Annotated in this window: 19 protein-coding genes; 16 read left to right on the forward strand and 3 right to left on the reverse strand. The window is 69.3% G+C overall.

Features of this window, described 5'->3' with window-relative positions; genetic code table 11:
* From J0J01_RS30120 to dapA, 3 genes are all read left to right on the forward strand, one after another.
* On the forward strand, window positions 1–210 hold a 210-nt coding region (locus J0J01_RS30120; protein WP_296387328.1), incomplete at its 5' end, for a TorF family putative porin.
* 97 nt (window positions 211–307) lie between these two features.
* Window positions 308–772, forward strand: coding sequence for a hypothetical protein (locus J0J01_RS30125; protein ID WP_296387329.1), 465 nt, complete (start codon window positions 308–310; stop codon window positions 770–772).
* A gap of 11 nt (window positions 773–783) precedes the next feature.
* Entirely contained in the window at window positions 784–1,734 is a 951-nt protein-coding gene (dapA, locus tag J0J01_RS30130) for a 4-hydroxy-tetrahydrodipicolinate synthase (RefSeq protein WP_296387330.1), read from the forward strand.
* 334 nt (window positions 1,735–2,068) lie between these two features.
* On the opposite strand, the gene J0J01_RS30135 is transcribed toward dapA, so the two are convergent.
* Window positions 2,069–2,437: a hypothetical protein gene (locus J0J01_RS30135; RefSeq protein ID WP_296387331.1), complete on the reverse strand. Its 369-nt coding sequence runs from the start codon at window positions 2,435–2,437 to the stop codon at window positions 2,069–2,071.
* A gap of 141 nt (window positions 2,438–2,578) precedes the next feature.
* On the opposite strand from J0J01_RS30135, the gene secF reads away from it, so the two are divergent.
* Together secF and J0J01_RS30145 are read left to right on the forward strand one after the other, a co-directional pair.
* Window positions 2,579–3,748, forward strand: coding sequence for a protein translocase subunit SecF (gene secF, locus J0J01_RS30140; protein ID WP_296387332.1), 1,170 nt, complete (start codon window positions 2,579–2,581; stop codon window positions 3,746–3,748).
* Window positions 3,749–3,893: 145 nt separating this feature from the next.
* Complete coding sequence (locus tag J0J01_RS30145) at window positions 3,894–5,786, forward strand: potassium transporter Kup (RefSeq protein WP_296387333.1); 1,893 nt, start codon at window positions 3,894–3,896, stop codon at window positions 5,784–5,786.
* A 480-nt stretch (window positions 5,787–6,266) separates the two neighbouring features.
* Here the strand turns inward: J0J01_RS30145 and J0J01_RS30150 are convergent, their stop codons facing one another.
* Entirely contained in the window at window positions 6,267–6,518 is a 252-nt protein-coding gene (locus J0J01_RS30150; RefSeq protein ID WP_296387334.1) for a hypothetical protein, read from the reverse strand.
* A complete protein-coding gene (locus tag J0J01_RS30155) occupies window positions 6,518–6,910 on the reverse strand; it encodes a hypothetical protein (protein ID WP_296387335.1) in 393 nt (130 codons plus the stop codon). Before J0J01_RS30155 ends, J0J01_RS30150 begins: the two co-directional genes overlap by 1 nt.
* A 194-nt stretch (window positions 6,911–7,104) precedes the next feature.
* Here J0J01_RS30155 and J0J01_RS30160 point away from each other — a divergent pair, with 194 nt between their 5' ends.
* The 11 genes from J0J01_RS30160 to J0J01_RS30210 all read left to right on the forward strand — a co-directional run bounded on the left by J0J01_RS30160 (window position 7,105) and on the right by J0J01_RS30210 (window position 22,743).
* Entirely contained in the window at window positions 7,105–7,281 is a 177-nt protein-coding gene (locus J0J01_RS30160) for a hemin uptake protein HemP (RefSeq protein WP_296387336.1), read from the forward strand.
* Between the two features lie 155 nt (window positions 7,282–7,436).
* Entirely contained in the window at window positions 7,437–9,614 is a 2,178-nt protein-coding gene (locus tag J0J01_RS30165) for a TonB-dependent hemoglobin/transferrin/lactoferrin family receptor (protein WP_296387337.1), read from the forward strand.
* Complete coding sequence (locus J0J01_RS30170) at window positions 9,608–10,396, forward strand: energy transducer TonB (RefSeq protein WP_296387338.1); 789 nt, start codon at window positions 9,608–9,610, stop codon at window positions 10,394–10,396. Before J0J01_RS30165 ends, J0J01_RS30170 begins: the two co-directional genes overlap by 7 nt.
* Before the next feature lie 16 nt (window positions 10,397–10,412).
* Entirely contained in the window at window positions 10,413–11,459 is a 1,047-nt protein-coding gene (locus J0J01_RS30175) for a ChuX/HutX family heme-like substrate-binding protein (protein WP_296387339.1), read from the forward strand.
* Window positions 11,456–12,307, forward strand: a complete 852-nt coding sequence (locus J0J01_RS30180) for a hemin ABC transporter substrate-binding protein (RefSeq protein WP_296387340.1) — start codon at window positions 11,456–11,458, stop codon at window positions 12,305–12,307. Before J0J01_RS30175 ends, J0J01_RS30180 begins: the two co-directional genes overlap by 4 nt.
* Window positions 12,304–13,335, forward strand: coding sequence for an iron ABC transporter permease (locus J0J01_RS30185; RefSeq protein WP_296387341.1), 1,032 nt, complete (start codon window positions 12,304–12,306; stop codon window positions 13,333–13,335). The genes J0J01_RS30180 and J0J01_RS30185 overlap by 4 nt, the downstream gene beginning before the upstream one ends.
* Complete coding sequence (locus J0J01_RS30190) at window positions 13,336–14,136, forward strand: heme ABC transporter ATP-binding protein (RefSeq protein ID WP_296387342.1); 801 nt, start codon at window positions 13,336–13,338, stop codon at window positions 14,134–14,136.
* 126 nt (window positions 14,137–14,262) lie between these two features.
* The gene (locus J0J01_RS30195) at window positions 14,263–15,534 is read left to right on the forward strand and encodes a hypothetical protein (RefSeq protein ID WP_296387343.1); all 1,272 of its coding nucleotides are present in this window, start codon (window positions 14,263–14,265) and stop codon (window positions 15,532–15,534) included.
* A 9-nt stretch (window positions 15,535–15,543) separates the two neighbouring features.
* A complete protein-coding gene (locus tag J0J01_RS30200; RefSeq protein ID WP_296387344.1) occupies window positions 15,544–17,046 on the forward strand; it encodes an SrfA family protein in 1,503 nt (500 codons plus the stop codon).
* A 48-nt stretch (window positions 17,047–17,094) separates the two neighbouring features.
* Entirely contained in the window at window positions 17,095–20,061 is a 2,967-nt protein-coding gene (locus J0J01_RS30205; protein WP_296387345.1) for a virulence factor SrfB, read from the forward strand.
* A 6-nt stretch (window positions 20,062–20,067) separates the two neighbouring features.
* Window positions 20,068–22,743 carry a virulence factor SrfC family protein gene (locus J0J01_RS30210; RefSeq protein ID WP_296387346.1) on the forward strand — a complete coding sequence of 892 codons (2,676 nt, stop codon included), beginning with the start codon at window positions 20,068–20,070 and terminating at the stop codon, window positions 22,741–22,743.

Genomic DNA, 22,743 nt, shown 5'->3' on the forward strand with positions numbered 1-22,743 from the left:
GGCACCATCGGCAGCCAGTATGTCGAGCGCAACGTCAACTACGGCATCCCCAACAACGACTATTGGGACTGGCAGCTCGGCGCAACCGTCACCGTCTACGGCGTCGACCTGACGCTGGCCTATATCGGCACCAACATCGACCAGGCCGGATGCCTCAACACCCTCAACTGCGAGGACCGCGTCGTCTTCTCCGTCAGCAAGACGTTCTAGGTTCCTATGACGCGGCTATGACGGCGGGCCTGCAGCCGTCTCGAACGCCTATGTGGCAATTCCCACAATGACGGCTCCTCAAGGAGAGAACGCCGTCATGACCGTTATGTCCGAAGCGCTTGCAGAAGGCGAACCCCCATCTCCCCCCTTGGTCGCCGATGCACGCTGCGCCGCGCTCGTCGAGCGCGTCTGGGCCGTCGCCCATCTGCGCCCATCCGCGCATGTCGCCATCATCGGGCGCCGCACGCTCCCTCTCGTCCTCGAGTTCCTCAAGCGCGGCTGCAGCGCGGTGCGCAGCCTGCATCCCGGCGCCCCCGCGCCGGACTGCGAAGCCGCCCAGCTCGCCTGGATCGTCGATGTCGGCGACGGCGAGCTCGACGACGCCCTGCGCGCCGCGCGCGCGCGCGCCGGCAACAACGGCCGCGTGATCGTCGAAGGCGCGGCCACCCTGCCCCGGGTCCGCGACCGCGCCGTCGCCCAGGGCCTCGATGTCGTCTCGTTCGACCATGTCGCCTCGCGCGTCGTGCTGGCGACCGTCCATCGGCCGGCAATGGCCGCCTGAAGGAGAGAGTCATGTCCGTCAGAACCTTCGCCCTGCGCGGCGTCGGTGTGGCGCTGCCCACGCCCTACCGCTTCGGCAGCGTCGACTTCGACGCCTTCGAGGGGCTGTGCCATCGCGCGATCGAGCGCGGCGTCGCCACGCTGGTGCCGTGCGGCACCACCGGCGAAGCGGCGCTGCTCACCCTGGCCGAGCAGCGGCGGCTGATCGCGACCGCGGTCGCCGCCGCGCGCGGCCGCGTGCCGGTGATCGCCGGCGCCGGCAGCAACAACACCGCGACCGCCGTCGAGCTCGCCTCAGCGGCCGAGGATGCCGGCGCGGCGGCGCTGCTGTGCGTCACGCCGGCTTACCTGAAGCCGACCCAGACCGGCGTCATTGCCCACTTCACCGCGATCCACGAGGCAGTGCGCATCCCGCTGATCCTCTACGACGTTCCGTCGCGCACCGCCTGCCCGCTGAGCGACCTGTCGGTGAGGCGGCTCGCCAACCTGCCGCGCGTCATCGGCCTGAAGGACGCCACGGCGGAGGTGCCGCGCGTCGGCCGCCTGCGCCGCCGCCTCGGCCGCGAGTTCCTGCTGCTGTCGGGCGACGACGCGACCCAGTCGCCGTACCGCGCCGCCGGCGGCGACGGCTGCATCTCGGTCACCGCCAACGTCGTGCCGGCGCTCGTCGCGGCGCTGCATCGCGCCCACGACCGCCGGCAGCCCGACGAGATCGAGCGCCTCGACCGCATCCTGCGGCCGCTCCATGCCGCGCTGTTCCTCGAGCCCAACCCGATCCCGCTGAAGCGCGCGCTGCATCGCCTGAAGCTGATGCAGGACGGCCTGCGCCTGCCGCTGACGCCGATGACGCCGCAGGCCGAGCGCCATCTGGCGGCCGTGCTGGAGCGCATCACGCCGGCCGAGCAGATCGAGGCCGCGCGCTTCGCAGCGGCCCACCCCCTGATCGCGCCGCGGGCCGCATGATGCGTATCCCTCTTCACATGACGGGCCTCGTCCTCTTGGCAGGGGTCGTCGTTTTCGTGCGGACCTTCGGCTTCGAATACTTCCACGGCGGTCACACCGCCGTGGACGAGCTCACCCGCCTGCTGCTCGGCAGCTAGACGATGTATCCGATATTGGCGCTCCAGGCGGCGGCCGTGGGGCTGGCCCTCCTGGTCACGTGTCCCGACCGGCCGGTTGCGACGGTGCGGAACGAACCGCAACACGCCGTGCGCGCGCCCGCGCCGTCCGAGACTTCGCGGATGCGCTGCCGGCTCTATTTCGGCTGCACGCCGACCACGATCGACTCGAAGTCCGGCTACTCGCAGTAGGGCGCGATCGCCGCGACCAGCAGCCAGGTCATCGCCATGTCGAAGGCGGAGATCCGCCGCGGCTCCCGCATGACATTCAACGCATCCTGCGCTTCGGCAACGCCGGCACGCCGCAGGCCCCGCAACATGCCCAGCGCGACGAAGTGCATCGTCGCCAGCATGACGGCCGACATCGCCGCAAAACCGCGGACCACTTCGGCAGGCCTCGGCAGGCTCTGGGCCGCCGCCAGCATCAGCATCACGAGGACGCCGTACAAGCCGAGCGCCCGCAGGTTGCCGGGGCCGAGCGGCCGCTGTGACCAGCGCTTGAGCTCGGCGCCGACCCGTCGGGCTTCGTCCTGGGAGAGGCTGCGCATGCGGCGATCATGCGAAGCCGGCGCATAGGAATTCCAGAGGGGAAACCGCCTCCGTTCATAGGAACGCCCTTATCGATCACTGGCATCGGCCACTGGCATCGATATGGAATTCCTATGCGCCGGCTCGCTATATGCCCACGGATGCTCTGGCGTCCACGGCGCATCGTCCCCGCACACACCACCTTCGACTTCCTCGGCAAGCGCCGGCTCGCCCTGGTGCTATCGACCGCGATCAACGTCGCGGCGCTGCTCGCGGTGGCCTTCGTCGGCCTCAACTTCGGCATCGATTTCGAGGGCGGCATCGCCATGCAGGTGCGCGCCAGGCAGGGCGCCGCCCAGCTCGACGAGCTGCGCAGCACGGTGGGCGGCCTCGGCGTCGGCGAGGTCTCGCTGCAGGAGTTCGGCGATCCGAACACGGCGCTGATCCGCATCCCGCGTCAGGACGGCGGCGCGCACTGCGTCGGCGGCGCCGAGAAGGTGATGCAGAGGCGCGCCGGCGCGGGCTGGCAGGTGAAGCCCGGCCGGTCCGGAACGGGCGACGTGGGCTTCAGCTCGCCATCGACGCTCGACACCGCCGGGTGGCGCGACGCGGTGAGCCGCGTCGGCCTCACCGTCCAGGAGCGCCAGCTGCCGCGCGGCGCGTCGAACGCGGCGAACATCGACATGTCGCCCGAGCAGCGGGCGGAATGGTGCCAGCAGGTCGCGATCAAGCTGGTCGAGGATGCGATCGGCGGGCGCTACGACATCCGCAGCACCGAATCGGTCGGCCCCAAGGTCGGCGAGGAGCTGATGCACGACGGCGTCCTCGCCGCGCTCGCCACCCTGGCGGCGATCGGCGCCTATGTCTGGCTCCGCTACGAATGGCAGTTCGCCGCCGGCGCGCTGATCGCCATGCTGCACGACCTGATCTCGACGCTGGGCATCTTCGTGATCTTCCAGCTCGACTTCAGCCTGACGGCTCTGGCCGCGATCCTCACCATCGCCGGCTACTCGATCAACGACAAGGTGGTGATCTTCGACCGCGTGCGCGAGAACATGCGGCGTTACAAGAAGATGGAGCTGATCGAGCTGCTGAACCTCAGCATCAACGAGGCTCTGGCGCGCACGCTGATGACCTCGAGCACGGTGTTCGTCGCGGTGGCCGCGCTGGTGCTGTTCGCCGGCCCGGCGCTCTACAGCTTTTCAGTCGCCATGCTGTGGGGCGTCTTCGTCGGCACCTATTCCTCGATCTGGATCGCCTGCGCCGGGCTCGTCTACATGAAGCTGCGACCCGAGCAGATGAGCCTCGCCCCGGTCGGCGAAACGCCGTGACAATATAGGAATTTCATAGGAATTTTGGTGCGGCGGCGCCCCCGTTCGAGTTTCACGGGAATCGGGGTTGACCCGGGCCGGACCGGGCGCAATACCCCCGCGCCGTGCCATCTGTCCGGCACGCGAGAAGGGGCGCACACTTTTCATGGCTGTCGAGGTACTGCCGCAGCGGGCTGGCCGCAGTCGGACTGCGAAGCTCACCCTGGCCGCCCTCGGCGTGGTGTTCGGCGACATCGGCACCAGCCCGCTCTACACGGTCAAGGAATGCTTCAGCGAGTTCACCGGGCTGAAGCCGGTGCCGCAGGACGTGCTCGGCATCCTGTCGCTGATCACCTGGGCGCTGATCGTCATCGTGACGCTGAAGTACGTCGTGGTGGTGATGCGCGCCGACAACCGCGGCGAGGGCGGCGTGCTCGCCCTGATGGCGCTGGTCTCGCGCCGCGCGGAGATCGGCCCGCGACGACGCAACCTCTACATCATGCTGGGCATGGCGGGTGCCGCGCTGTTTTACGGCGACTGCCTGCTCACGCCGGCGATCTCGGTGCTGAGCGCCGTCGAGGGCCTGAACGTCGCCACACCGGCCTTCGAGCCGCTGGTCGTGCCGATCGCTTTGGGCGTCATCGTCGCCCTGTTCGCCGTCCAGCATCACGGCACGGCCGGCGTCGGCCGCTGGTTCGGGCCGATCATGCTGATCTGGTTCCTGGTGCTGGCGGTGCTGGGCCTGATGCATATCGGCCAGGCGCCGCAGATCCTGCTGGCGCTGTCGCCGCTCGAGGCCGTCGATTTCGCGATCCGCCACAAGTTCGTCGCCTTCGTGGCACTCGGCGCGGTCACGCTCGCCGTCACCGGCGCCGAGGCGCTCTACGCCGATATGGGCCATTTCGGCGCCCAGCCGATCCGCCGCGCTTGGCTCGGCCTCGTGCTGCCGTCGCTGCTCGCCAACTATTACGGCCAGGGCGCGCTGCTGATGAGCGACCCGACGGCGCTGGAGAATCCTTTCTTCCGGCTGGCGCCGGACTGGATGCTCTACCCGCTGGTGGCTTTGGCGACGGCGGCCACCGTCATCGCCTCGCAGGCCACGATCTCCGGCGCCTTCTCGATGGCGCAGCAGGCGGCGCTGCTGGGCCTCAGCCCGCGCATCCGCATCCAGCACACTTCGGCCAGCGAGTTCGGGCAGATCTACGTGCCGGCGGTGAACTGGATGCAGCTCGTCGGCGTGGTGGCGCTGGTGCTCGCCTTCCGCTCGTCGACCAACCTCGCCGCCGCCTACGGCATCGCGGTGACCGGCACCATGCTGGTCACCACCCTGCTGGTGTTCGTGCTGGCGGTGCGCGCCTGGAAGTGGAGCTGGCCGCTGGCGATCGGCGTGCTCGGCTGCTTCATGGCGATCGATCTCATCCTGTTCTCGGCCAACATGGTGAAGTTCGTGCAGGGCGGCTGGGTGCCGCTGGTGCTCGCCATCGCGATCTTCACCGCGATGTGGACCTGGCTGAAGGGCCGCCTCGCCGTTGCCGCGCGCGAGAACGAAGGCGCGCTGCCGCTGGAAACCTTGCTCGGCAGCATCAACCCGGGCCGCGTCCACCGCCCGCAGGGCACGGCCGTCTATCTCACCGCCTTCGCCGGCAACGCGCCCAACTGCCTGCTGCACAACCTCAAGCACAACGAGGTGCTGCACGAGCAGGTCGTGCTGCTCACCGTCGAGGTGCCCGACGAGCCCTACGTGCCGCCCAACGACCGCGCGCGCATCCGCCATTTCGGCAAGGGTGTGCACCATGTCGTGCTGCGCTACGGCTTCATGGAGCAGCCCGACGTGCCGCGCGATCTGCTGCCGCTCGCCGAGCGCGGCGTGCCGGTCGAGCCGATGCGCACGTCGTACTTCATCGGCCGCAACAGCTTCGTCGCCGCCGAACGGCCGTTGCTGCCGCGCTGGCAGGAGAAGCTGTTCCTGGTGCTGGCGCGGCTCGCTTCGAGCGCCGGCGACTTCTTCCAGTTGCCGCACAATCGCGTGGTCGAGCTCGGCAGCCGCATCGAGATCTGATCTTCCCGCGCGTGATCGATTGAGCTCCGTCCGGCGGGCCGGCCTGCCCGCCCGCCCGCCGCGAGTCCACAAGAGTCCACTCGGGTGTGGACCGGTTCGATGCCGATGGCATCGGCATTTCCGGCCCGGAGTCCACGAATCCGCCGACTCAGGGGGGCCCCTGAAAAAACACTCTATCCAGAGTCCCGGCAGAGCCGCGCGCAGGCAGCGGGCGGCCCATGCGGGAATGGTCGTGACATAGCGCATCATCATGCGCGCCACCCTGCCTCAGGGCGCGTCCAACACCTATTATGGGCAATGGAACGCGCACATCCTTAAGCAAACGCAGGCGAATCGACCGTTCCATTGCCCATAAAGACGTCAGCCGCGAGCGCAAAATGGGGGCCGTCGATGCGCGGAATGCATTTTCCCCACAAATCGTGGCTCGGCCGCGGAAAAATTTACGCCAGCCCGAAAAAGAAATTTTCAGGAGAGCCAGGTTTAGGCGTCGAAGCCCGACAGGCAGAGGGCGCCGCTCATCGGCGGCCGATGCCCCTGCCCCAAAAGATCGCCGAGCCGCGCGAAGATGCGGCCCGCTTCGGCGCAGCCGACATCGTCGGCCACCGCTTCGGCGGCGATGTTCAGCAACGCATTGCCCGCGAGGTCGCGGCAGCTTTCGGGAAGCTGCTCGACCGCTTCGGCGATCAGCTCCATGGCCTGCTTGAGGTTGGCCAGACGCTCGCGATCGGTCATCAGTTCAACCGCGCGCCCGGCTCGCCCGGCGCCGGCGCGAGATGCAGGCCGGCCTGCGCGAGCGCCGTCGCAAACGCCTTCAGTCGAATGCCGGCGACGCGCGACGCCGTCGGCGCCATCAGCAGCTCGAGCGACGCCATCATCGGCCCGTCGTGATCGCTCTGTGCCAGGCCGCACAGCGCGACCAGGGTCGCCTCGTCGCGGCTGACCATCGCGCAGGTCGGCAGATGGATGTCGATCGCGCGGCGCGCGCCGAACAGAAACGCATCCATCGCGATCGCGAAGTCGGGCAGCACCTCGATCAGGCCGGCCAACTTGAATCCTTCGTGCAAGGGCGAGCCTTCGACCGGCAGCGCACGTTCATGCTGCCACTGCCGCATCGCCCACAGCACGAAGCGCTCGCTGATGGGCAGGCCGCAGGGACAACCGGGGCGACCGCAGCCGGTCGTGAGCCGGTTTGGAGAGTGGTTAAGCCTCTGTTCTGACGAGCTTTCCATGGCCTCACCGAGTGTTGATCGCGCTTGACAGGTGCGCCCATTTTATGCGATTGCGAATCACTCGCAACTGATTTGGGGAAGGAGCGACAATGAATCACCAGCCGCGCGTTGTGCGGGCGGCCGAGCCTGACCCGTCGGGAGTGGCGCCGCTCGTCGTCGACAGCGTCACCTTGATGGCCGGACGCCGCGAGCTCCTGATTCGGCACGGCGACGACGTCTATCGCCTGCGTGTCACCGCTTCGAACAAGCTCATCCTCACCAAGTAACAACACCAACCGCCGGGGAGATTGCTCCTCGGTCGATCTGCCCAGCCCGCCGGTCCCGCGAGGGACTCACCGCCAGCCAGGCCTCCTTTCCGATTTGGGGACCTCTGGCCATGACGACCCGTTCTCTACTTCTTTCCCTGTTGGCGACGACCGCGTTGAGCGGCGTAGCCCTGGCGCAGACGCCGCCCGCCCAACCAAGCGCGCAACCCTCCACCACACCGCAGGCACAACCGACGCAGCTCGACGCCGTGACCACGGCGGCGACGCGCACCAAGCGGCCGATCGACGAGGTGCCCGGCACGGTGTCGGTGATCACCACACAGGACATCGACCGCGACAACATGCAGGACATCCGCGACGTCGTGCGCAACGAGCCCGGCGTCTCGGTCGGCAACCAGCCGGCGCGCGGCGGCTTCACCAACTACGTGATCCGCGGCATCGGCGGCAACCGCGTGGTCATCATGTCGGACGGCGTGCGCGTGCCCGACTTTCCCGGCAGCAACGCCGGCTCGCCGACCGGCTTCACCCGCGACCTGGTCGACCTCGAGAGCGTCAAGCAGATCGAGATCGTGCGCGGCCCGGCCTCGGCGCTCTACGGTTCCGATGCGCTGGGCGGCGTGGTCGCCTACACCACCAAGGATCCGTCCGACTACCTGGTGTTCGGCGGCAAGAACGTCTTCGCCAGCGTCAAGGCCGCCTACAGCGGCGCCGACAACAGCTTCGCCGAGACCGGCACCGCGGCCGTGCGCGCCGGCAACATCGAGTTCCTCGGCATCTACACGCGGCGCGACGGCGGCTCGATGCAGCTCGCCAACTCGGCACTCGCCCCCAATCCCGAGAGCTGGGGCGAGAACAACTTCCTCGGCAAGCTGGTGTGGCGGCCGACCGAGAACGACACCATCCGTCTGGTCGGCGAGTACTACAACCGGACGCAGAACACCGAAGTCCTGTCGAACATGGGCGACTTCCCCTCGCTGGTCGCCAAGATCTACGACGAATGGGCGCGCGACTACTCCAAGCGCTCGCGCGTCAGTGCCCAGTGGGTGCACGACGCGCCGGTCGGCTTCGTCGACCGCATCGACCTGATGGCCTACTTCACCCAGTCGATCCGCCAGGAGGACACCTTCCAGCTGCGCGGCCCCAACAACGGCTGGACCCCGAGCAACTACCGCTTCGCCTCCTACTGGTTCACCCAGAACATCTACGGCGCCGAGCTGCAGCTCAACACCAACACCAAGCTGCTCGACCTCGCGAACACCTTCACCTACGGCCTGTCGTTCAACTACACCACGACCAGCCGGCCGCGTAACCGCCAGCAGGTGACGATGGCGACCGGCATCAGCACCCAGACGTCGGGCGGCGAGACCTTCCCCAACAAGAACTTCCCTGACACCAACACCATGCAGATCGGCGCCTATCTGCAGGACGAGATCACGGCCGGCCGCCTCACCATCACGCCGGCGGTGCGCGTCGACTATTACAATCTCAATCCCAATCCCGACGCCGATTTCTGGCGCTCGAGCGGTGCGGTGAACCTGCTGCCGACCCAGAGCACCTACTGGTCGGCCTCGCCCAAGCTCGGCCTGCTCTACCGCCTCACCGACGAGTATTCGGGCTTCTTCCAGTACGCGCGCGGCTTCCGCGCGCCGCCGTACGACAACGCCAACTTCGCGTTCACCAACACGACCTCGTTCTACCAGATCCTGCCCAACGCCAACCTCAAGCCCGAGACCGCCGACAGCTTCGAGGTCGGCGCGCGCGCCAAGTACAAGGACGGCTCGAGCTGGCAGCTGTCGGGCTTCTACAACCTCTACACCAACTTCATCGACACCGTGGTGGTCGGCATGGCCGGCCCGATCACGCAGTTCCAGTACGTCAACCTCGGCCGGGTCAACATCTGGGGCGTCGAGGCGCGCGGCGACTGGCGTTTCATGCCCAACTGGGCATTGATGGGCTACTTCGCCTACGCCAAGGGCACCGACCAGGCGACCGGCCTGCCGATCGATTCGGTCGATCCGTGGAAGGGCTCGGCGCGGCTGCGCTACGGCTACCAGCAGGGTTTCGGCGCGCAGCTCATCTCGACCGTCGTCGGCGCGCACGACCAGGTGAGCAACCCGACCTATTTCCAGACGCCGGGCTATTTCACGCTCGACGCGACCGTCGGCTACGCCTTCGAAGAGCGCGTGAAGCTGAATGTCGGCGCCTTCAACATCACCAACGCCAAGTACTGGAACTCCCAGGACGTGATCGGCGTGGCGGCGACCAACACCCAGCTCGATCGCTACGTCCAGCCCGGGCGCTACTTCGGCGCCAATCTCACGGTGAAATGGTAGTCGCGGCGTCTCTCTCCGCCGACCGGCTGCCGGCGCCATCGACGCGCGAACCGCGCGCGTCGATGGCGTTGTCTTTTGCCCTGCATGGCCTCGCCCTGGTGCCGCTGCTGTTCGCCGGCGCCTCCGGCAGCGCGCCCGCCGAGGACCCTGCCATTCTCGTCGAGATCTCCCTGGCCGCGCCCGCGCCGACGCCCGAGTCGGCGATCGACGTGCCGACGGCCGATCCGCCGCCGCCCGTCGAAGCCGGCGAGATCGCGCCGACCGCCGTCGAGCTGCAACAGCCCGACGAGCCGCCGCCCCTCGACACCGCCGACCTCAAGCCGATCGAGCCGCCCCTGCCGCCCAAACCGCAGCCGAAACCGCAGGCGGCACCGGCGCCTCAAGCCAAACCCGCCCCGCCGCGCCCCGCTTCCAAGCCCGCCGTGACCCAGACCGCGACGGCACCCGACGCCGGCACCGCCCAGATCACCCAGACTGCGGCCGCGGCGCCACCATCGGCGATCGTGTGGGAGCATCATCCGCGCTTTCGCGTTCCCCCCAGGCCCGCGGTCTATCCGCCGCGCGCGATCGAGCTCGGCCATCAGGGCGAGGCGCTGGTCCGCGTGCGCCTCGAGCCCGACGGCTCGGCTGGCGAGATCGTGCTGTGGCGCGGCAGCGGCTTCGACTTGCTCGACAAGGCGGCGCTGGCTGCCGTGCGCGGCTGGCAGTTCATGCCGGCGATGCGCAACGGCCACGCCGTCGCCGCCTGGGTCGAGATCCCTGTTCGCTTCCATCTGCGCTGAGCTGAAAGGAGACACCATGCTCACATCCGATACCGACCTTGCCGCCCGCTGGAGCCGGCTGCGCGGCGAGAAGCCCGCCTTGCGCATCCGCGATGCCGCCGCCTCGCTCGGCGTCAGCGAGGCCGAGCTGGTGGCGCTGGGCGTCGGCCGGACCGCCACGCCGCTGGTCAACGACTGGCGCGCGCTGCTGCAGGAGATGCCCGAGGTCGGCCGCGTGATGTGCCTGACGCGCAACGAGGATTGCGTGCACGAGCGCCACGGCCGTTTCGAGGACGTGTGCGTCACCGGCCCGCACGGGCTGGTGCTCGGCGCCGACATCGACCTGCGCCTGTTCCTCGGCCAATGGCGCTTCGGCTTCGCGGTGCGCGAGCCGCAGAAGCGCGGCGAGCGGCTCAGCCTGCAGTTCTTCGACGCCTCGGGCGACGCCGTGCACAAGATCTACGCCACCGAACAGACCGACCGGCCGGCCTTCGAGGCGCTGATCGCGCGCCATGCGGCGGCCGTGCCGGCCTCGATCGCCACGACACCGCGGCCGGCCGATCCGGTCGATCGGCCGGACAGCGAGATCGACGTCGCCGGCTTGCGCGCCGCCTGGGCGGCGATGCGCGACACCCACGAGTTCTTCGGCATGCTGGGCACGTTCAAGGTCGGCCGCGTGCAGGCGCTGCGCCTGGTCGGCCCGGAGTTCGCCCGCGAGCTGCCGGCGCGCGCCCTGCGCGGCGCGCTGGAAGCGGCGACGCAGGACCACACGCCGGTCATGATCTTCGTCGGCAGCCGCGGCTGCATCCAGATCCATACCGGGCCGGTCAAGCGGCTGCTCGACACGCCCGGCTGGCTGAACGTGCTCGATCCCGACTTCAACCTGCATCTGCGGGAGCCGGCAGTGGCGCGCGTCTTCTCGGTGCGCAAGCCGACCGAGGATGGCGTTGTCACCTCGATCGAGGCCTTCGACGCCTGCGACCGCACGATCCTGCTGATGTTCGGCGAACGCAAGCCGGGCAAGCCCGAGCTGCCGGCCTGGCAGCAGCTCGTCGCCCGCCTCGAGAAGCAGGCCGCGTCGTGATTCGCCGCACTTTCCTGGCGCTGGGTCTGGCCGCGGGCGCGCTCCCCGCCCGCGCCGCGACTCCACGCCTGGTCTCGGTGGGCAGCGCGCTCACCGAGATTGTTTACGCGCTCGGGGCCGAGAAGATGCTGGTCGGCGTCGACACGACCAGCCTCTATCCAGAGGCGGCACGCCGCCTGCCGCAGGTCGGCTACATGCGCGCTTTGTCGGCCGAAGGCGTGCTGTCGCTGAAGCCGACCCTGGTGATCGCCACCACCGCCGCCGGCCCCTCGACCACGCTCGAGCAGCTCAAGGCCACCGGCATCGAGGTGCTGATCCTGCCCGATCACTACGACTACGACAGCGTGGTCGCCAAGATCGAGGTGGTCGGCAAGATCACCGGCAAATCAGCCGAAGCCCAGGCGCTGATCGCGCAGGGCCGCGCCGACATGACGAATCTGACGACAAAGCTCGCGAGCGTGCCGGCCCGGCCGCGCGTGCTGTTCCTGCTGTCGATGGGCGGCGGCGCGCCGCAGGCGGCCGGCGCCAACACCGCCGCCGACGGCATCATCAAGCTCGCCGGCGGCGCCAACGCCATCGACGGCTACAACGGCTACCGCCCGCTGACGCCGGAAGCGGTGATCGCCTCGCGCGCCGACTTCGTGCTGGTGACGCGCCAGACCGTCGAGGCGATGGGCTCTGTCGAGAAGATCCTCGCCCAGCCGGCGCTGGGCCAGACGCCCGCCGGCAAGGCGGGCCGCGTGCTGCAGTTCGACACCCTGCTGCTGCTGGGCTTCGGCCCGCGCACGCCGCAGGCCGCGACGCAGCTTGCGGCCGCGCTCCATCCTGAGCTGGCGCGGGCCAAGTGACCGGCACCTTGCGTCAACCGATCCCGCTGTTCGCCCTGGCCGCGGCGCTCAGCGCGCTCGCAGGCCTCTGCATCGGCGCCTTCCCGGTCGGCGTCGGCCAGTTGCTGTCGGCGATCGGCCTGTCGTCGGAGCCGCTCGATGCGACGACGGCGGCAGTGCTCTACGCCATCCGCGCGCCGCGCGTGCTGGCGGCCTTTGCGGTCGGCGCCGCACTCGCGGCCGGAGGGGCGGCGATGCAGAGCCTGTTCCGCAATCCGCTCGCCGATCCCGGCCTGCTCGGCGTGTCGAGCGGTGCCGCGCTCGCCGCCGTGTCGGTGATCGTGCTGGGCGAGAAGGTCATGCACATCGTGCCGCCGGGCGTTCGGCCGTGGCTCCTGCCGGTCGCGGCGTTCCTCGGCGGCCTCGCGGCGACGGTGATGGTCTATCGCGTCGCCAATCGCGGCGGCGTGGCGCTGATCGGCACCCTGCTGCTGTCGGGCATCGCCATCAATGCGCTGGCCTCGGCCGGCATCGGCCTGCTGGTGTTCGTGGCCGACGACCAGCAGTTGCGCACGCTGATCTTCTGGACCATGGGCGGCTTCGGCGGCGTCACCTGGACGGCGATCGTGCCGGCGCTGCTGGTGCTGGCGATCAGCGTGCCGACCCTGTTCCCGTCGGCGCATCTGCTCGATGCCCTGGCGCTGGGGGAGCGCGAGGCGGGGCATGTCGGCGTCGATGTCGAGCGGCTGAAGCGCCGGCTGGTGGCGCAGGTCGCGCTCGCCGTCGGCGCCGGCGTAGCGATCTCCGGCGTCGTGGGCTTCGTCGGCCTGATCGCGCCGCACATCGTGCGCCTGCTGCTGGGCCCGTCGCATCGCACGCTGTTGCCGGCGGCGGCCTTGTTCGGTGGCGCCTTCCTGGTGCTGGCCGACGCGCTCGCGCGAACGCTGGTGGTGCCGGCCGAGCTGCCGATCGGCGTGCTGACAGCCTTGGTCGGTGGCCCCTTCTTCCTCTGGCTGCTGGCGGGCCGCGCCAGCAAGGAAGGCTTCTAGATGCTGCAAGCCGAGGCCATCGAGGTGTGCGCCGGGACCAAGAGCCTGATCCGCGACGTCTCGCTCACGCTCGCGCCGGGCGAGCTGCTCGCGATCATCGGCCCCAACGGCGCGGGCAAGAGCACGCTGCTCGGCGCACTCTCCGGCGACCGGCCGGTCGCGCGCGGCCGCGTCGCGCTCGATGGCCATCCGATCGACCAATGGCGCAAACGCGCGCTCGCCCATCGCCGTGCCGTGCTGCCGCAGCATTCGTCGGTCGCATTCGACTTCACCGGCCGGCAGATCGCGCGGCTCGGCCTGCTCGCCCATCGCGGCTGGCTGAGCGAGAGCCGCAAACAGGCAATCGTCGAGCAGACGCTCGCCGAGACCGAGGCGCTGGGTTTCGCCGATCGGCCCTACACCGTGCTGTCGGGCGGCGAGCGCCAGAGGGTGCAGCTCGCGCGCGTGCTGGCGCAGTGCGACGCCGATCCGGCAGCCAAGCCGTTCCTGCTGCTCGACGAGCCGATCGCCGGGCTCGATCTCGCGCATCAGCACGTCGCGCTGGCCAGCGCCCGCCGCCGGGCGCGGCGCGGCGCCGGCGTCCTCGCGGTGCTGCACGATCTCACCATGGCGGCGCGGTACGCCGATCGCGTCGCCATCCTCGAGAGCGGCGAGCTGGCCGCGATCGGGCCGGTCGATCGCGTGCTCGAACCCGAAATCCTCTCGCGGATCTTCGCCACGCCGATCCTTCGGCTGCAGGCCGGCGCCACGACGGCGTTCGTCAGTCCCGGCGAACCACAGCAGGGACACGATGCCATCTAACTCTTTGATCTAGAATAAAAAAGTCAGTTTCCTGAAGGAACCCTGAATCGGTGTACAAAGCGACATAAACAAACCCGAATCGACCGCTGTTATAATGTGTCTTCCGACGAGCGGGCGAAAATCGATATGGGCGACGGCCCCACTTTGATCCTGACCACCCGTTTGGGCGTGCGACCGCTGGGCGTACGCGGCGATCCGTTGCATGCGGTCGCGGGCCAGCTTCTCGCCGTCATCCGCCGTCGCCTGGGCGACGGCCCCGCCAATCTTCTCGCCGAGCCGCAGTTGCGCGAATCGGGCGACGGCATCGACTGGTACGCTCATCAGAGCGGCGAGATCCGCCGCTTCGCCGATCTCTCCGATGCCGAGCGCGCGCAAGCCCTCTCCGCCGTCGATGGCCATCTCGCCTCCATCAACAGCCTGGGCGATCAGCTTGTGGGCTCGCAGACCAGCGACGAGGCGCGGCTGATCGGCCGCTCGCTGCACCTCGCCACGCGCCGGCCGTCGGACGACTACATCTTCCTGGTCGACGGACAGCCGGTGATCGTCGCCTGGGGCTACGAGCCCGATGCGCTGGCGAGCCTCCAGGGCTTCACGCCCGCTGCCGTGCCGACGATCGTCGCGGCGGCGCCGGCGCCCGCGGCCGTGTTCGCGAGCGCGCCGGCGATCGTGCCCGGAGCGTTTCGCTGGTCGCGCTGGTGGGGCGCGTTGCTGTGGGGCCTGCTGTTCCTCATTCTGCTGCTGATCGCCTCGTGGCTGCTGCGTGCCTGTGCGCCGGTAGATCCTTCGTTGAATGTCGCGACGCACGAGACGCCGGCACCGCCTCCGCCCGAGGCGCCGCCCGATCCGACGCCGGCGCTCAAGGCCTCGCTCGACGAGGCGCAGACCGACGAGAAGAAGCTGAAAGCCGAGCTCGCCGCGCTGCAGGACGATCTCAAGCACAAGGTCGATCTGTGCAAGCCGCTGGAGCCGCCCAAGCCGCCACCGCCGCCGGTGGTCGCCAAAGCGCCGCCACCTCCACCCCCACCCCCGCAACCGCAGCAGCAGGCGCATGCCCCACCGCCGGCGCCGCCGCCCAACCGGCCGCCGCCCGGCATGCTGCCGTGCGACTGGTCGGGCGATTCGGGCGGCGAAGGCGTGACGCGCAACAAACACTATCTGGGCGACAAGCCCGGATTCGTGACCATCAACTACAACCTGTATGTCCGGCCGGACGACATCAAAGTCGTCTATCGCGGCCAGATGCTGGCCGGCACCCACGGGCCGCGCAGCGGCCGCGGCGGCTTCGGCTTCAACTGGAATCCCGTGGCGGGGGATTATTCCGTCGATGTCATCGTAACGGGAGAGATGTGGGGCACGCGTTGGACGTACGCCATGTCCTGCCCGCGCGGCGGACGCTGAGGAGGACAGATGGCCGGACCGCTTCTCACCAGTGAGCCGCTGCAGCGCTATCGTGCGCTGGGTCTTGCGGGCGATCCCGTGTGGCGCGCCGCGCCGCAGCTGCGCGCCGCGATCGCCCAGCGCCTGTCGCGCGAGCATGCCGACCTGCTCGCCATTCCCGAGGCCGATCCGTCGGGTCGCCGCATCGACTGGTACGCGCCGTTCGACGGCGAGGTCCGCCGCCTCGCCGATCTCGGCGAGAGCGAACGCAGCGCCATCACCGCGGCGGTGCATCGCCTGCATGCCGATCTCGCGACGCTCGCCGAGTCGATGGAGGCGCCGCAGCGCTCAGGCGCCGAGCGCAACTTCGCCCGCCTGCTGCGTCACGCCCTGACCGCGCCGGGCGAGGAGACGCTCTACGTCGTCGACGGCAAGCCGGTGATGGCCTTCTGGGGCTTCTCGGCCGACGCAGCGCTTCCGGGCTCATTCCTGGCGGCCGCGCCGGCCGTGCCGATGCCGGCGGTTGCCGCGGCGGCCGCGCCGCCGGCCGCGGTGCTGGCGTCGGCGCCTGCCGTCGCGCCGGCCATCGTGGTCGAGCGCGCGACCTGGTGGCAGTGGCTGCTGCTGGCGCTGCTGCTCCTGCTTCTGCTCGCCGGCCTCGCCTGGCTGCTGCGGCCTTATCTGCCGCATCTCGAGCCGAGCCTCGAGGCCGAGGCGCGCAATCGTGCGCTGGCCTTCTCGGTACGCCAGCCGGTGGAGCTGCAGAACGTTCGCCTCGCCACCTTGCAGCAGGACAACGAGACGCTGCGGCTCGAGCTCGCGCGCCTGACCGACGAGCTGGCGCGCAAGGGCGGCGACTGCGCCGCCGGCGTCGTGGTGCCGGGTCGTGTCGTCGGCGTCGTCGAAGGCAACAGCGCACCGATCGAGCGCGGCCCCGCGACCGACGAGAAAGCCCCGGGCATCGGTGTCGGCAAGGCCGACGAGAAAGGTCCCGACGGCAAAGGGCCCGGCGACAAGAGCGCCGATGCCAAGGGTCCGGACAACAAGGCTCCGGACATGAAGGATCCCGCCAACAAGGGCCCCGACGGCAACAAGGGGCCGGAGGGCAACAAGGGTCCCGACGGCCAGGACAAGTCGATGGCCGAGAAGGAGAAGCCCAAGCCGATGGTCGTGCCGCCCGATGCCAAGCAGAAGCAGGAGCTGGGCTTCCTCAAGGGCGACTGGCGCTCGCGCACCGGGCTGGCCGCCTCGACCGGCGAGAAGGACATCCGCCCCAGCTACACGCTCGACGACAAGGGCAAGGGCAAGGTCTCCTTCGTGCAGGCCAATGGCACCACCTGCGAGGCACCGGCCGAGGCGCGCTGGGACAACGGCAAGCTGATGATCGAGGAGAAATCCAATCCCAAGTGCACCGACGGCCGCACCTATGCGCGCAACACCGTCAACTGCGAGGTCGACAAGGATGGCGTCGCCCAGTGCAAGGGCAGCCAGCCGGGTGACAAGCGCACCTACAATGTCGAGATTGGCCGTTGATTTGCCGCATATGATGTCCACTAACGCGCATTTTCCGCACAGGTACCCATGAGCGACCTTGCCCGCCTGCCGAGCTATCCCAGCCCGACGACGCTGATCGCGCGCTCTGGCATCCAGTTCCTCGATTTCGGCTTCGATCCGACCAAGCTGCGCGTGCGCGAATGGGGCTTCCATGACGCCGCCGCCTCCCAGTCGGTCGACGATCTGGTGCAGCTCGATTTCGACGAGGGCCGCGGCCAGTACGAGGTGGTCGAGAACGGCCGCCGCCGCGCCGCCGAGCCCAACCTCGTGGTCACCGCCAAGGACGCGCTGGCGCCGTTCCTCGACAAGTGGGTGCCGGTGCCGTTCCTGCAGGTGCGGCCCAACAACCAGTTCCGCGAAGGCCCGGCCGACTGGGCGCGCCTCCGCATCGTCGATCTCGAGCAGCGCTTCGGCGAGGGCTTCCGCGACGAGCAGGGCTGGCGCTACCGCGCCGTGCTCGCCTTCGACACCGGCCTGATCGCCGAGGCCGAGGGCCGCGCCTATTTGGCCCCGTCGTCGAAGGACGTGACCTCAGGCGCGCTGTTCGCGCTGGCGCCGCAGCAGCGCGCCAACCACTGGCTGCTGCGTCAGGGCTGGCTGAACCAGTGGCTTGAGGAGCTGTTCCGCGAGATCCATCCGCGCGCCACCGCGGAGGAGATCGAGAACGACATCAAGCAGAAGCCGCAGGAAGCCACCGCGCGCTATCTCGCCTTCCTCGGCCTGCTCGCCGAGGCGATCCACTTCCCGCCGATCAAGCTGGTCGGCGATGCCGAGCGGCCGGGCCGCGGCGCGATCGAGGTCGACCTGGTCCTCGACGTCGGCAACTCGCGCACCTGTGGGCTGCTGATCGAGGCGGCCGGCGAGCTGGGCGTCAACCTCAACGACAGCTACGAGCTTGCGCTGCGGGACCTGTCGCATCCGGAGGCCGTGTATACGCGGCCGTTCGAATCGCGCGTCGAGTTCGCCCAGGCCTGGTTCGGCAAGAACCACCTGTCGCGTCTGGGCGGCCGCGCCGACGCCTTCGTCTGGCCGACCATGACCCGTGTCGGGCCGGAGGCCACCCGCCTCGCTGCGCGCCGTCGCGGCACCGAGGGCAACACCGGCATGTCGAGCCCCAAGCGCTACCTGTGGGACGAGGAAGCCCAGACGCGCGAATGGCGCTTCAACATCGCCTACGCCCAGGACCAGACGGCGATGCCGGCCGCGGCCGGCCCGATGGCGCAGCTCGTGAACCAGAAGGGCGAGCCGCTGCACCTGGTCGAGCCGGAAGCCGACAGCGCCGATCATCTGCCGGTGTTCGAGCCGCTCTACTCGCGCTCCTCGATCATGACCTTCGCGCTGACCGAGATCCTGCTGCAGGGGCTGACCTTGATGAACTCGCCGCAGCAGCGCGGCCGGCGCGCCCATGCCGAGACGCCGCGGCGGCTGCGCCGCATCGTGCTGACCCTGCCGACCGGCATGCCGCTCGCCGAGCGCCTGATCTTCAGGAAGCGCGCCGAGGCCGCGCGCGATCTGGTCTGGATGATGCTGGGCTGGAAGCTCGACGATGCCGCCGCCCCCGCGCCGCGCGTGCTGACCGAGTGGGACGAGGCGTCGTGCACCCAGCTCGTCTATCTCTACACCGAGGTCGCCCGCAATTTCGGCGGCGATGCCCGCCGCTTCTTCCAGGTCGCCGGCAAGAAGCGCGGCAAGCCGGCCGACGGCACGATCTCGATCGCCAGCATCGATGTCGGCGGCGGCACCACCGACCTGATCATCAACAAGTACCGCCTCGAGGGCGCCGGCACGTCGGTGACCCTGTTCCCCGAGCAGAGGTTCCGCGAGGGCTTCAACGTCGCGGGCGACGACATCCTGCTGCGCGTGGTGCAGGCCCATGTCCTGCCGCCAATTGAGAGTGCGTTGCGCACATCAGGGATCGCCAACCCGGCCGACCTGATGGCCGAGCTGGTGGGCGGCGACCGCGGCGGCGAGGACGCCATCCAGCGCAACCTGCGCCAGCAGTTCGCGCTGCAGATCGCCCAGCCGATCGCGCTGGAGCTGCTGCGCGCCGCCGAGACCTACGACCCGACCTCGGGCGTGATCGCGGCCGAGCCCAGGACCTACGAGTCCTTCTTCCCGAACGGCGCCAAGCCCTCGCAGGAGGTCGTGAACTTCGTCAACGATGCCGCCCGCAAGCGTGGCGCCAAGGACTTCGACATCCGCAACGTGGTGTTCCCGGTCGACCTGCCCGGCCTCGACAAGACCGTGCGCGCCGAGATGGCGCGCGTGCTGGCGCCGCTCGCCGAGATCGTGCACGCCTACGATTGCGACATCCTGCTGCTCTCGGGCCGGCCCTCGCGCCTGCCCGGCATCCGCGCGCTCTTGATGGAGCTGCTGCCGCTGCCGCCGGAGCGGGTGATCGCGCTGCACGAGTATCGCGTCGGCGCCTGGTATCCGTTCCGCGACGCCCGCCTGCGGGTCGAGGATCCCAAGACCACCGTCGCGGTCGGCGCGATGATCGCGGCGCTGGCGCAGTCGCAGCTTCCGGACTTCTCCTTCCGCTCCGACCTGCTGCGCTCCAAGAGCATCGCCAAGTTCATCGGCAAGCTCGACGGCGGCGGCCGGCTGCAGAAGGAAGACCTCGTCTACGCCGATGTCGATCTCGACAATCGCGAGTACGAGCTGCCGGAAATCGCCTTCGAGTTCCGCGGACCGATGTGGCTGGGCGCGCGCCAGCTCGACCTGGTGCGCTGGCCGGCGGCGCGGCTCTATGCGCTGGAGTTCGCGCGGCCCGAATATGCCGAGCGGCACGCCCGCGAGACTCCGTTCAGGATTGCTCTGGCTCGCGTCAAGCCCAAGGACAAGGATTCGGGCGACGTCGAGCGCTTCCGCCTTCGCCAGGTGACCAACCGAGACGGCCGCGCCGTGGCGCTCGATCGGCTCACGCTTCGTCTTCAAACCCTGCCGCGGCGCGAGGGCTACTGGCTCGACACCGGCATGCTCAAGACAGGTTAAACACGTATGGACACCGTCGATCTGAAACTGGCCCAGGAGTGCGAATCGCTGGCGGTCGCCGCGAGCGAGGGCGTCGCCTGGCTGAAGGATGCCGCCAACCAGTCGCCGACCGTCGCCCAACAGGCGCCGTCGCTGATCAGCGAGCTGCAGAAGGTTCGCAACCAGAGCCGCAAGCTCGCGCGCGCCGCCCGCCGCCGCATGTGCGCCGGCGTGTTCGGCCCCAGCCAGGCCGGCAAGTCGTACCTCGTCTCGATCCTGGCGAGCCGCGACGGCCGCCCGCTGCAGGCCAAGTTCGGCAACAAGAGCTACGACTTCCTGCGCGAGATCAACCCGCCGGGCAATCGCGAGTCCACCGGCCTCGTCACCCGCTTCGGCCTCGGCCTCAGCGACGTCACGCCCGACTTCCCGGTGCGGGTGCGGCTTTTGACCCAGACCGACATCGTCAAGATCCTGGGCAACTCCTTCCTGCTCGACTTCGACCACCAGAAGGCCGCGTTCGAGAAGCCGGACGGCACGGCGATCCGCAAGCGCCTCGCCGAGCTGCGCACCCAGGTGCTGCCCAAGCCGCCGGGCGACCTCGATGCCGACGACGTGCTCGACCTGATCGAGTATTTCGACACCTTCTTCGCCGGCGTCACCGCCGAGCTCCGCACCGAGTACTGGCGCGAGGCAATCGAATTGGCGCCGCGGCTCAGCGGCCGTGACAGGGCGCGCCTGTGGTCGGTGCTGTGGTACGACTTCCAGCCCTTCACCGATCTCTACCTGATGCTCTACGAGGGCCTGGAGAAGCTCTCCTTCGCGCCCGAGGCCCTGCTCGGCATGGATGCCCTGATCCCGCGCGAGAAGAGCATCATCGACGTGCTGACGCTCGACAAGCTCGGCACCGATGCCGCCGACACGCTGCTGGTGCGGCCGCGTCCGGCCGACCGCAAGAGCGTCGAGGACACGCGCCTGCCGCGCTCGCTGATCTGCGGGCTGACCGCCGAGCTGTCGGTGGCGATCGCCGAGAAGCCGTGGGACTTCTTCGACCACACCGACCTGCTCGACTTCCCGGGCGCGCGCTCGCGGCTCAAGCTCGCCAACCTCGAGGACGTCGCCAAGGCCAAGGGCGTCGCCGAGGGCGCCAACCCGCTGCGCGAGCTGCTGCTGCGCGGCAAGGTCGCCTATCTCTTCCAGCGCTATTCGGCCGAGCGCGAGCTGTCGGCCATCCTGCTCTGCATCCCCGACGGCAACCAGGAGGTCCGCGACCTCTCGGACATGATGACGGCGTGGATCGACCAGACGATCGGCGCCACCCCGGCCGAGCGCGTCAAGCAGAAGAACTCGCTGTTCCTGGTGCTCACCAAGATGGACCGCGAGTTCGAGCAGAAGGCGGGCGAGACCGAGGAATCGCGCAAGCTGCGCTGGTCGGCGCGCCTCAACAACTCGCTGGTCAACAACTTCCGCGGCGAATGGCCCGGCAACTGGAACGGCCGGCCGTTCGACAACACCTTCTGGCTGCGCAACCCGACGGTCCTCGACGAGCGCCTGATGGACCACGACGGCACGCGCGAGACCGGCGTCGCCGAGGCCTTCGCCCAGCGCGCCGTCGAATTGCGCCAGCACTTTGTCGAGAACTTCGACGTGCAGCGCCATTTCGGCAATCCGGCGCGCGCCTGGGACGAGGCCTTCAAGGCCAATGACGGCGGCGTCTCCTATCTCGTGAACAGCCTGATCCCGGTCTGCGACCCGGCGATCAAGCGCGCCCAGGTGCGCGGCCAGCTCGACGTGCAGCTCCATCGCCTGGTCGACCGGCTGGCCGGCTTCCACAGCGCCGCCGACGGCGACGCGCGCGCCAAGAAGCGCGACCTGGTCCACGCTGTGCTGCGCGGCCTCGCCACCTGCATCCAGCAGCAGCTGTTCGGCGAGCTGGTGGCCGCCCTGCAGGTCGCGGACTCCGCCCTGCGCGACATCTACCTGCGCATCGCCACCGCCCGCGCCGCCGAGGGCGAGCCCGAGCGCAAGAACGGCAAGATGCCGGGCCAGGTGACGCAATCGAGCGGCGCCACCGTCGATCTCGGCGCTATATTCGCCGACGTTTTTGGCGATGAGGACGGGCGCAAGGCGCCGCCGGCCGGCGTGCTGGAGGACCGCGCCGAGCGCTTCGCGCGCGAGGCCGCCGAGTACTGGCTGGAGAACATGCGGCGCATCGGCGCCGACGAGAAGGCTTTGTCCCACTTCGGCGTCGACCGACAGCATCTCGGCTGGCTGATCGACGAGCTGGTGGTCGGCGCCCATCGCCTGCGCCTGGTCGACCAGCTCTCGGTCGACGTGCGGGCGCTGGAGAACGCCGCCAACGCCAAGTGGGAGGACATCGCCGAGCGCCAGGTGCGCACCGCCGCCTCGGCGCTGAACGGCTATGTCAGCGCGCTGGGCTTCGACCAGCTCCCGGTCGAGCAGCGGCCCGGCCTGCCGCCCGGCGCGCCGACCCGCCGCGTCTTCCAGAACCCGACGCCGCCGGACGGCGCGCCTTTATTGAGCGAGGACCCGAGCTCCATTTACGCCGACTATTGCCGCGACTGGATGCGCGCCTTCCTGCAGCTCGCCATGGACAATGTCGGCTACGAAGGCGGCCGCGAGATCACCGCCGAGCAGAACGAGCAGCTCGGCCTGATCCTGCGCCAGGTGCAGATGGCGGCCTGA

This window comes from Reyranella sp. (genome assembly GCF_017305915.1).
Classification (GTDB): domain Bacteria; phylum Pseudomonadota; class Alphaproteobacteria; order Reyranellales; family Reyranellaceae; genus Reyranella.